The sequence below is a fragment of the Streptomyces sp. NPDC110618 genome, from assembly GCF_055657065.1.
Genome location: NZ_JBVKBN010000032.1, coordinates 60,506 through 67,893, shown reverse-complemented (window position 1 = coordinate 67,893; position 7,388 = coordinate 60,506). Strand labels below are relative to the sequence as shown.

The window sequence follows — 7,388 nt, the reverse complement described above, 5'->3', positions numbered from 1 at the left end:
CGCATCCTCATCAAGTCACTCCACACACCGCACACCGGGCGCGACGCCACCCACAGCGACCTCGCCGAAGCCGCTTGACATCCATAGGAGCATCCCGCGGACGTCAGCGGCTGTTCCGTACCGCCAGATACTCCTCGAACGTGCCCTTGCCCACCGCCCGCTCGGGCGCCAGGTGGCCGCCCTCCCGGAAAGCCCGGTACGCCTTCCCGGCCAGCGGGACGTTCAGGATCGGGCGCCTGCGGCCGGTCAGCCGGAGGAACGCGCGGGCCAGGGACTCCATCGACCGCACCTCCGGGCCCGCCATGTCCTCCACGCGCCCCGCGGGCGGCGCGAGCGCCAGCTCCGCCAGGCGGGCCGCCACCTCGGCCACCTCCACCGGCTGGTCCGGCACCCCGGCAGGCAACAGCAGCACCGGCGCCTTGGCGAGCGTGCCGAAGAGCTGGGCCAGCAGATCGTGGAACTGCGTGGCGCGCAGGACCGTGAAGCCGAGCCCCGAGTCCTCGATCAGCCGCTCCACGGCGAGCTTGCTGCGGTAGTAGCCGAACGGCACCCGGTCCACCCCGACGATCGAGATGTACACCAGATGCCCCACCCCGGCCTTCCGCGCGGCGGCGATCAGATTCCGGGCCGCGTCCTCGTCACCGCCCCGGGGCGACGACGCGCAGTGCACGATCGCGTCCGCCCCGGACACGGCCGCGTCCAGCCCGGCACCGCCCTCCCGCAGATCCACCGCGTAGGGCTGGGTGTGCCGGCTGAGCACCCGCACCTCGTGCCCGTCCGCCCGCAGCCGCTCGACGACGAGCCGCCCGAGGGTTCCGGTACCGCCGGTCACCAGGATCGTGGTCATCGCTGTTTCCGTCCTCTCGCAGGGCGGAGCCCCGACCCGACCGAGGCTCCCGCACCAGCTCAGACCGATCACCCGCGCGAAATGTGACAGTCCCGGGCGGGAATTCAGCCCCGCGTCAGCTGACGCCGTACAAAGTCCAGCTTCTCCGGGTTCAGCACGGCGCGCGCGTGGACGATGGCGCCGTCGCGGACCTCGAAGGCGACCACCGAGAGCAGTGTGTCGCCGGACCAGGCGGCCATGCCCGTGTCGCCGTTGATCTCGACCGCCGAGAACTCCACCCCGGCCAGGAAGGTCTGCAGCGTCCCCACCAGGAACCGGGAGACCCGGTCGCGGCCCTCGATCGGACGCCGGGCCGCGCTGACCTTGCCGCCGCCGTCGCCGGTCCAGGTCACATCGGCCGCCAGCACCTTCTCCAGCGCGGACACGTCGCCCTCCCGCGCGGCCGTGATGAACGACTCCACCAGCTTCCGCCGCCGCTCCGGCTCGGCCTCGAAACGGGAGCCCGGCTCGCCCACCCGGCGCACCGCCCGCCGGTACAGCTGACGGCAGTTGGCCTCGGTCAGCTCCAGCGCCTCGGCGATCTCCCGGTGGCCGTACCCGAAGGCCTCCCGCAGCACGAAAACGGCCCGCTCCGTCGGAGTGAGCCGTTCCAGCAGCACCAGCATCGCCAGCGACACCGACTCCCGCTGCTCGGCGGACTCCAGCGGGCCGAGCGTGCCGTCGGAGGTGAGGACCGGCTCCGGCAGCCACTCCCCGACGTACACCTCCCGGCGGGCGCGCGCCGAGGTCAGCCGGGACAGACAGAGGTTGGTGACGACCTTGGCCAGCCAGGCACCGGGGTGCGTGATCTCGGCGCGCTCGGCGGTGCTGAACCGTAGATAGGCGTCCTGGACGGCGTCCTCCGCCTCCTGCGCGGAGCCCAGCATGCGGTACGCCAGCCCGAACAGCCGGGGGCGGTGGTCCTCGAACTCGTCCGCGGTCGTCGTCATGCATGTCACCCTGCCATGCGGGCACGGCAGGGTGAGCGTTGGGAGGCCCGGCGGCGGGCAAGGGCCGTCGTCACCGCCGCCGGGCCGGTCCTGCCACGGGGTCAGCAGGCGCCCAGGTCCTGCCACACCCCCCATTCACCGGTGGTCCCGGGCTCCTCGCCCTGCGTCCACCACTTCGACTTCCAGGTGTGCCCCTTGTGGGAGACCTCGGTGCCGCCGCCGTACGCCTTCGAGGAGTCCCACGCGGGCGCGGTGCAGTCACCCGGCGTGGGAGTCGGCGTCGGGTCCGTCGGGTCCGGGGTCGGGGTGGTGTCCGAGCCCGGCTCCACGACCGTGACGCCCCGGGCCAGGTCCTGGGCCAGCGCGTACGTCGTGCCGTTGATGTTCACCGTCCAGTTCCACGGAGTGGACACCGGCAGGTAGTAGTTGAAGGACAGCTCCACCGACGCGCCCGGCGCCAGCGACTGCCAGCCCGGCAGCTTCAGCGAGACCCGGTGGAAGTCGCCCTTCAGACCGCCCACGTTGGAGCCGGTGTGGTCGCTGCTGATCACCTTCGCGCCGAAGCCCGACTGGTCGGAGGCGTTGGCCGGAGCGGCGGTCGAGTAGTCGAACTGGAACTCCGTGCCGCCCGGCAGGGTGGACTTGGTGTTGTTGGTGATCTTCACCTTCGGCGTGATCGGGTAGTTGGAGTCACCGAGCTTGAACTCCCCGAACTCCACACCGATGTTGACCGCCTTGGTGGGCAGCGCCTTGTTGGAGACCTTCGCCCCGTACGGGGAGGCGGACTTGAACTTGTCGTACATCGCGGTGGTCAGCGTCGAGCCCGGCTCGTACTGACCCTTCGCCGCGTTCCACTGGTAGTCGCCGGCCAGCTCCCACACCATGGTGCCGCCGATGCCGCGGTCCACGACGTAGTCGGCCTTGGCCTTCACCGACTGCTCGTCCTCGGTGGACAGGAACACCTTCTTCTCGGCGTTCCACAGCCACGGCGCGACCAGGGTGGAGTCGTACTTGCGGGCGTAGGTGCCGGTCAGCTTCGTGTCGGCGGGGAAGCCGTACTTGGTCACGTAGTCGCCGACGACGCCCTTCTCCAGGTTCTTGGCGTGCCACATCGGGTTCGAACCCGCGGGCGACTCCTTGCCGTTGGTGTCCAGGTCGTGCCAGAGGTTGTCGATGCCGGTGGCGCCGTCGCCGCACTTGGTCAGGCCGGACCCGGCCGGGCAGTTGGTGGCGGACGCCTTGCCCCACAGGCCGTCGGTGCCACCGGTGACGTTCTTGAACCCCCGGGTGTAGTAGGGGAGTCCGATGTTGATGCGGCCGGCCGGCATCGAGCCGCGGAAGTAGTGGTAGGCCCAGTCGGTGTTGAGGTAGCCGATGCCGCCGTACTGGGAGGCCCCGTACACGCCCGCGGCGGCCAGTTCGGCGTCCTTGCCGTCGTCGAAGAGCGAGGCGTTCGGGCCGACGTACTCGTTCCAGGCGCCGTGCAGGTCGTAGGACATGATGTTGACGTAGTCCAGGTACTTCTGCACCTGGAAGGTCTCCATGCCGCGCAGCAGATAGCCGGAGGAGGGGGCCGCGACCGTGAGCAGGTAGTGCTTGCCGTCCGCCGCGCCCGCCCGGTCGAGCTTCTCGCGCAGCGTCTTCATCAGCACCGCGTAGCTCTTGACCAGTCCGGCCCGGCGGCCGTTGGAGACCGACCAGTCGAGCGGGTTGCCCGCGTCCTTCATCGTCGTCGGGTACTCGTAGTCGATGTCGACGCCGTTGAAGCCGTACTTCCTGATGAAGTCGACGGCCGAGTTCGCGAAGGTCTCGATGCCCGCCTGGTTCACCGAGCCGTCGGCGTTGGTGGCCATCGAGTAGAAGCCGCCCGAGTTCACTCGGTCGCCGTTTGCGTCGAAGTAGCCGCCGGTCTCCGCCCAACCGCCCACCGAGATCAGCGTCTTGACGTTCGGGTGCTGCTTCTTGAACTTGTTCAGCAGGTTGAAGTGGCCCTTGTAGGAGTAGCCCGGGTCCATCTCCGCGCCGCTCACGCCCGGCCAGGTCATCCCGGTCGAGGCGTTGGTGGGGCCGTCCGCGCCGACGGAGATCTTGTTCGAGCCGTCGATGTGCGCGAAGGCGTAGTTGATGTGGGTGATCTTGTCCCACGGGATGTCCGGGGCGAGGTAGGCGGGCGTGCCGTCCTTGCCGGTGCGCCAGCCGGTGAAGTAGCCGATCACCCGGCGCTGGTGGTCGGCGCCCATCTTCTCCCGGCCCTCGGTGTCGTAGACCGAGCAGTACGGGACGTCCACGCCGGGCGTGGTGTAGAGCCCGTCGGGGCGACAGGACTCCTGGTCGGCGGCGTGCGAGACGGTGGCCGGCAGACCCGCGAACAGCAGCCCGGCGACGGCCGCGGCGCCCGCGAGCAGGGAGGTTCTCGCTCGGTTGCGTGACAGCAAGTCGGTTCCTCTCCACGGAAGTTGCGCAGACCATAGGGAGGACTAGACCAATGCGTCAATAGGTATGGACCAATTCGGGGTTCAAGTGATGCGCGGGGCGCCGGGCGTGGCCCGTGGGATGCGCCGGGAGTGGCCTGCGGAGCCTCGGCGGGAGTGGTCGGGGAGCCTCGGCGTGATCTTCTGTGAGCCACCCCACAGCCTTCGCCCGCATGGACGCAGTCCCGGCGTGGCACACTGGCCCTGTACCTAAAGCAGCGCACTCCGGGGTCGGTGAAAGTCCGAACCGGCGGTTACAGTCCGCGACCCGACCGCTTCCAGCGGCCGGTTGACCAGGTGAAATTCCTGGACCGACGGTTAAAGTCCGGATGGGAGGCAGTGCGCGGCGGGCGGGCATTCGTGCGCGCCGCCGATGCTGAGCACGTCCTTCGGGACGATTCTCACCGGCGTCGCCCCCGGTGTCGCAGTCCGCAGTCTCTGTCGTTCGTCGACAGCCCCGGAGTCCGTGCCCCGTTGAGGCAGGAGGACCCGGGACGTGTTCACCGGAATCGTCGAAGAGCTGGGCGAGATCACCGCCGTCGAGAACCTCGGTGACTCCTGTCGCTTCCGCGTACGCGGTCCCGTCGTGACCGAGGGGGCCAAGCACGGCGACTCCATCGCGGTCAACGGCGTCTGCCTCACGGTCGTGGAGCACGAGGGCGACGAGTTCACCGCCGATGTGATGGCCGAGACCCTCAACCGCTCCAGCCTCGGCGCCCTCGGCGTCGGCTCCCGCGTCAACCTGGAGCGCCCCACCGCGGTCGGCGCCCGGCTCGGCGGCCACATCGTGCAGGGCCACGTCGACGGCACCGGCGCCGTCCTGGAGCGCAAGCCCTCCGACAACTGGGAGATCATCAAGATCTCGCTGCCCGTGGACCTGGCCCGCTATGTCGTGGAGAAGGGCTCCATCACCGTCGACGGCATCAGCCTCACCGTCGTCGACGCGGGCCCGGACTACTTCACCGTGAGCCTGATCCCCACCACGCTCGCCCTGACCACGCTCGGGGTGAAGCAGCCCGGCGACCCGGTCAACCTGGAGGTCGACGTCGTCGCCAAGTACGTCGAACGCCTGCTGGGAGCAGCCAGGTGAACACGCTCAACTCCGAGGCCCTCGTCCTGTTCGGCCAGCACATCATCTGGTCGGACATGATCGGCAACACCCTGGGCCTGATCACCCTCGCGCTCGGCTTCCGGCGCTCGCTGTGGACCTGGCCGGTCCAGTTCCTCTCCGGTCTCGTCCTCTTCGGCGCCTTCTACGGGCACCTCAGCGGCAGCGCGGGCAAGCAGGCCGTCGTCATGGCCGTCGCGCTGTACGGCTGGTCCCAGTGGAGCCGCGGCACCGGCAAGGCCGAGGACGGCAGGATCGCCGTCCGCTTCGCCACCTGGCCGGAGCGCGCCACCATGGTCGCCGCCGCTGCCGCCGGCACCGTCGCGGTGGCCCTGATCTTCAAGGCGTACCCGAGCCTGTCCTGGGACCCTTGGCCGGACGCCTACATCTTCGTCGGCACCGTCGTCGCCATGTACGCCCAGGCCCGCGGCATGGTCGAGTTCTGGATCGCCTGGCTCCTGGTCGACCTGGTCGGCGTCCCGCTGAACTTCGCCAACGGCTACGCCTTCTCCGGCTTCGTCTACGTCATCTACGGCGCACTCGTCCTGTGGGGCATGCGCGACTGGTGGCTGCGCTCCCGCAGGGACCCGCGGCCCGTCCTGGAAGGAGCGCCCGCGTGAGCACCTCAACCGCCCTGTACGGCACCGAAAACATCGAGGACTGGTCGCTGGACCCCGTCGAGCAGGCCATCGCCGACATCGCCGCCGGCCGCCCCGTCGTGGTCGTCGACGACGAGGACCGCGAGAACGAGGGCGACCTCATCGTCGCCGCCGAGAAGGCGACCCCCGAGATCGTCGCGTTCATGATGCGCGAGTGCCGCGGCATGATCTGCGCCCCCATGGAGGGCGAGGAGCTGGACCGGCTCGGCATCCCGCTGATGGTGGAGAACAACACCGAGTCCATGCGGACCGCGTTCACCGTCACCGTGGACGCCGCACCCGTCCACGGCGTGACCACCGGCATCTCCGCCTCCGACCGCTCCACCACCCTCCAGCTGCTGGCGAGCGGCAAGGCCGAGGGCGGCGACTTCGTCCGCCCCGGCCACATCTTCCCGCTGCGCGCCCGTCCCGGCGGCGTCCTGGTCCGCAACGGCCACACCGAGGCAGCCGTCGACCTCGCCCGCCTCGCGGGGCTGCGCCCGGCCGGCGCCATCGTCGAGATCGCCGGGGACGACGGCCGGATGCTGCGGCTGCCCGACCTGATCCCGTTCGCCCGCAAGCACGGCCTGTCGATCATCTCCATCGAGGACCTGATCGCCTACCGCCGCGCCACAAAGACCCCGGACGCCCGGGCCACCGAGGTCCCGCAGACCGCACCGGCCGCGGCCCCCGTCGTCCGCCGCGAGGCCGAGGTGCACCTGCCCACCGGGCACGGCACCTTCACCGCCTACGGCTACCGCTCCACCGTCGACGGCGTCGAGCACGTCGCCCTCGTCCACGGCGACATCGGCGACGGCCGGGACGTCCTGGTCCGGGTCCACTCCGAGTGCCTCACCGGCGACGTCTTCGGCTCCCAGCGCTGCGACTGCGGCCCCCAGCTCGACGCCGCCCTTCGGCGCATCCAGGCCGAGGGCCGCGGCATCGTGGTCTACCTGCGCGGACACGAGGGCCGTGGCATCGGCCTGATGTCCAAGCTGCGCGCCTACGAGCTCCAGGAGCGCGGCCGCGACACCCTGGACGCCAACCTGGAGCTGGGCCTGCCCGCCGACGCCCGGGACTACGCGGCCGGGGCGCGGATACTGAAGGACCTCGGGGTCGCCAGCGTCCGCCTGATGACCAACAACCCCGACAAGACCGACGCCCTCGTCCGGCACGGCATCGAGGTCGCCGACCGCGAGCCGATGCCCGTCACCGCGGGCGAGTACAACATCCGCTACCTGCGCACCAAGCGGGACCGGATGGGCCACGACCTGCCCTGGCTGGAGGCGGCCCCCGTCTCCGCCTGCGGCAACCAGTAGACGACAGCGACACCGA

At 70.3% G+C, this 7,388-nt stretch carries 6 protein-coding genes and 1 riboswitch; of the genes, 3 read left to right on the top strand and 3 right to left on the bottom strand.

Features of this window, described 5'->3' with window-relative positions:
• Positions 1-103: 103 nt before the first annotated feature.
• The 3 genes from ACZ7L7_RS34925 to ACZ7L7_RS34915 form a co-directional block, all read right to left on the bottom strand.
• Entirely contained in the window at positions 104-847 is a 744-nt protein-coding gene (locus ACZ7L7_RS34925) for an SDR family oxidoreductase (RefSeq protein ID WP_285511356.1), read from the bottom strand.
• A gap of 104 nt (positions 848-951) precedes the next feature.
• Positions 952-1,836 (bottom strand): RNA polymerase sigma-70 factor, encoded by an 885-nt coding sequence (locus ACZ7L7_RS34920; protein ID WP_285511355.1) that lies wholly within the window; start codon positions 1,834-1,836, stop codon positions 952-954.
• 101 nt (positions 1,837-1,937) lie between these two features.
• Entirely contained in the window at positions 1,938-4,271 is a 2,334-nt protein-coding gene (locus ACZ7L7_RS34915; protein WP_471591739.1) for a chitinase C-terminal domain-containing protein, read from the bottom strand.
• Between the two features lie 252 nt (positions 4,272-4,523).
• Positions 4,524-4,654: riboswitch (FMN riboswitch) on the top strand.
• A 149-nt stretch (positions 4,655-4,803) separates the two neighbouring features.
• Here ACZ7L7_RS34915 and ACZ7L7_RS34910 point away from each other — a divergent pair.
• Genes ACZ7L7_RS34910 through ACZ7L7_RS34900 form a run of 3 tightly spaced genes read left to right on the top strand, consistent with a single transcriptional unit; the run spans position 4,804 to position 7,372 of the window.
• Complete coding sequence (locus ACZ7L7_RS34910; protein ID WP_250749555.1) at positions 4,804-5,397, top strand: riboflavin synthase; 594 nt, start codon at positions 4,804-4,806, stop codon at positions 5,395-5,397.
• Positions 5,394-6,035, top strand: coding sequence for a nicotinamide mononucleotide transporter family protein (locus ACZ7L7_RS34905; protein ID WP_472077884.1), 642 nt, complete (start codon positions 5,394-5,396; stop codon positions 6,033-6,035). The genes ACZ7L7_RS34910 and ACZ7L7_RS34905 overlap by 4 nt, the downstream gene beginning before the upstream one ends.
• Complete coding sequence (locus tag ACZ7L7_RS34900) at positions 6,032-7,372, top strand: bifunctional 3,4-dihydroxy-2-butanone-4-phosphate synthase/GTP cyclohydrolase II (protein ID WP_285511351.1); 1,341 nt, start codon at positions 6,032-6,034, stop codon at positions 7,370-7,372. Before ACZ7L7_RS34905 ends, ACZ7L7_RS34900 begins: the two co-directional genes overlap by 4 nt.
• Positions 7,373-7,388: the final 16 nt, after the last annotated feature.

What these genes read in the sequence shown, in the direction of transcription:
- ACZ7L7_RS34920 (WP_285511355.1), bottom strand. Translation starts at nt 1,836, where the DNA reads ATGACGACGACCGCGGACGAGTTCGAGGACCACCGCCCCCGGCTGTTC.
- ACZ7L7_RS34925 (WP_285511356.1), bottom strand. Translation starts at nt 847, where the DNA reads ATGACCACGATCCTGGTGACCGGCGGTACCGGAACCCTCGGGCGGCTC.